This is a genomic window from Oribacterium sp. P9 (assembly GCF_046365365.1).
GTDB lineage: Bacteria > Bacillota > Clostridia > Lachnospirales > Lachnospiraceae > Oribacterium.
In genome coordinates, this window is the sequence record NZ_JBKEIS010000039.1 from 1 (window position 1) to 2,721 (window position 2,721).

Sequence of the window (2,721 nt, forward strand, 5' to 3'; positions counted from 1 at the left end):
GAAAGGTTATGACAAGATATCTATTATGTAAAGAAATGTGGGCTGGCCCCATGAATTATCTATGGAGCCAGCCCACATTTCTTTACATAACAATTATCGGCGGTTGAAATTTTTTAACCAGCTTTTAAGGTCCTCGTCATTGTCCCATCTAGCATCTTCGGGAGGAACAAGTTCTTTGCTTGCTGCTTCAATTGCAGCACGCTTGAGTTTTGCATCTGTCTTTGCATAAATTTCTGTAGTTCTGACACTGACATGGCCAAGTAAATCTCTGATATAAATCAAATCAACTCCAGAATCAACTAGTTCCATCGCTGTTGTGTGCCTCAGTTTATGTGGGCTGATATCATCCGGGATTAGTTCTGGAAATGAACTGCGGGCTATATCTCCATATTTCTTGACAATATAGTTTATTCCCTGACGGGTGAACTGTTTCTTCATATGATTGATAAAGAGCCATTCTTCACCTTTTCCTGGTTGTAGGTATCTCATCTTTTTTAGGTATTTCTGAATAATCGGAATTGAATCTTTCATTAGAGGAACATACCTGCTTTTCTGTCCTTTACCATGTACTAACAAGGTATATGGCTCGTGAAGCGAAAGATCTTTAACTTGGATATTTATTAACTCGCTAACACGGATTCCTGTTGTATATAAAAGCATGAGAAGTATGTAATCCCTAAGCCCATCTGCTTTGTTGATATCAATGCTGCTCATAAGGCTGATGGCACCATCTGTTTTGAGATAAGATATCTCTTTCAGCGGTGCTTTTTTTATCGGAATCCCTAGTATCTTTTGATACTCGTTCAAAAACTCTGGATATTCGTAGGTCAGGAAATGGATAAAGCTGTTAATCGCAGCCTGACGCTGATTTCTCGTGGCAGTTTTATTCTGTTTTTCTTTTTGAAGCCAATCTAGAAATCCTGACAGATGTTCATATGTTAAGTCCTTTAAAGTCATCTTTTCAGCAGGGATATGAAGCACCTCATTATAATAATCAAGCAGGAGTATAAATGCATAGCGGTATGAATCGATCGTTTTGGAACTGCTTCCTCTTTTGTTTACAAGATAGTCTGTCAGGAAACGATTCAGGGCTTTTGCGAAATCAGTCTGTTTCATTGGTCTCTACCGCCTTCCTGAAAACCTGATTGAATTTATCACTGCATTTTTCTTCAAGATATGGATAAAGATCCATGGTAAGACGAACATAGCGTTCGGTTGCATAAATCGTCTTATGCCCAAGATACGTAGATAGAATTGGAAGAGCAACATACATATCCAATCCCTGGTCTATCATCTGTTTGAATGCTTTAACTGCGAAAGTATGTCTCCAATCATGGATTCTTGGACCATATCCGCTACCGATATACGGAATGCCTGCCTGTTTCAGTATCAAACGATGGATATCGTAAAGTCGTGATTCATCCCTTCGAGTGCCAGCAATAGAAGGAAATATGTAGTCATCATCTGCAAAAAGGTAAAAACATTTATCAGCGTACTGGATCATAAGATGCTTAAGATCTTCGCTTAAAACAATAAAGCGCTCACAATCATTTTTAACTTCCAGAAGTCTGATGATTCCGTTGTCAAGATCGACATCTTGTTTTTTGATTCCTAGAGTTTCGTTGATTCGTGTACCACAACAGTACAGTAGCCTGAACAGAACCGGGAGTTGGATAACCTCCATACGATTTCTACCCGATGAGTATGTATCAACAGCATTAAAGTAGCGAAGGATTTCATCATCTGTATATATATGTGGCTGGAAATCAGTAGCTTTAAATGTGATGTCACGGAGAGGATACACATCATATCCTTTTAAACGCAAGTATTCCATAAAGCATTTGACTTTATTCACACGCGCATAATGGGAAGTACTTGATTCGGTTTCTCTTTTTTCACTCCAGGAATCCGCATCCGCTCTCGTGAAAGTTACGGTGTTGATTTCTCTGTGAATACAAAAATGATCAAAATCATGCAGAATATAATAAAAGCTTTTTTCTTTGTAACCGCTCGCTACCTTGTAGTCAATGTAGGCATTAATCTCAGCGGCAAAGCCAGATTTGAAAACCGGACGTCCCATTATGACTTCACCCCCTTATAATACGGTGTGTGAAGCGGCGGCATTACTAATGGGCAGCACGATAACTTTTCGATATCTACCTTTAGATATATTTTTGTTGTTTCTGTTCTCTGATGTCCAAGCACTGTACTTATTACAGGAAGTGAAATATTTTTCTTTAATAGATTTGAAGCAAGACTATGCCTCAAAGCATGTGCGCCATGCCTCTTTTCTTTCCAATGGGGAATATCTGCTTCCCGCATGTATCTACTAACAATAGAATGAATGGTTTGCGGTTTTAATGGGGTTCCATGCTTACCATGCTCTGCTGATACAATGATTTCTGGTGATTCGGATTTTGGTCGGCTGTGCTGCAGATAATCAATGATAGCATTCCCAACAGATGACAATAGCGGAAACTCAACAGGTATATCTGTTTTGTTCTGATCAAAGGATATGATGTTTTTATCCCAGTCGATCTGGTCAAATCTGAAATTTACGATATCACCAGTTCTCCAACCGTATTCAGCAGCCAAGAGTATAATGAGATAATCGCGCTTTCCAATGGCGGATGATCGATCGACAGCCGCAAGCGTCCTCGCTATTTCTTCCTCCGTATAAGTTGTTGGAATTTTATTCTGCATTCGATACTGATCCTTGAG

At 39.3% G+C, this 2,721-nt stretch carries 3 protein-coding genes; all 3 read right to left on the bottom strand.

Going from position 1 to position 2,721, the window contains the following annotated elements:
• Nucleotides 1-93 precede the first annotated feature (93 nt).
• A complete protein-coding gene (locus ACK8P7_RS10865) occupies nt 94-1,116 on the bottom strand; it encodes a tyrosine-type recombinase/integrase (protein ID WP_410044215.1) in 1,023 nt (340 codons plus the stop codon).
• Nucleotides 1,103-2,080, bottom strand: coding sequence for a tyrosine-type recombinase/integrase (locus tag ACK8P7_RS10870; RefSeq protein ID WP_410044216.1), 978 nt, complete (start codon nt 2,078-2,080; stop codon nt 1,103-1,105). The genes ACK8P7_RS10865 and ACK8P7_RS10870 overlap by 14 nt, the downstream gene beginning before the upstream one ends.
• Nucleotides 2,080-2,721: site-specific integrase (locus ACK8P7_RS10875; RefSeq protein WP_410044217.1), on the bottom strand; the 642-nt coding region annotated here is incomplete at its 5' end. The genes ACK8P7_RS10875 and ACK8P7_RS10870, both read right to left, overlap by 1 nt.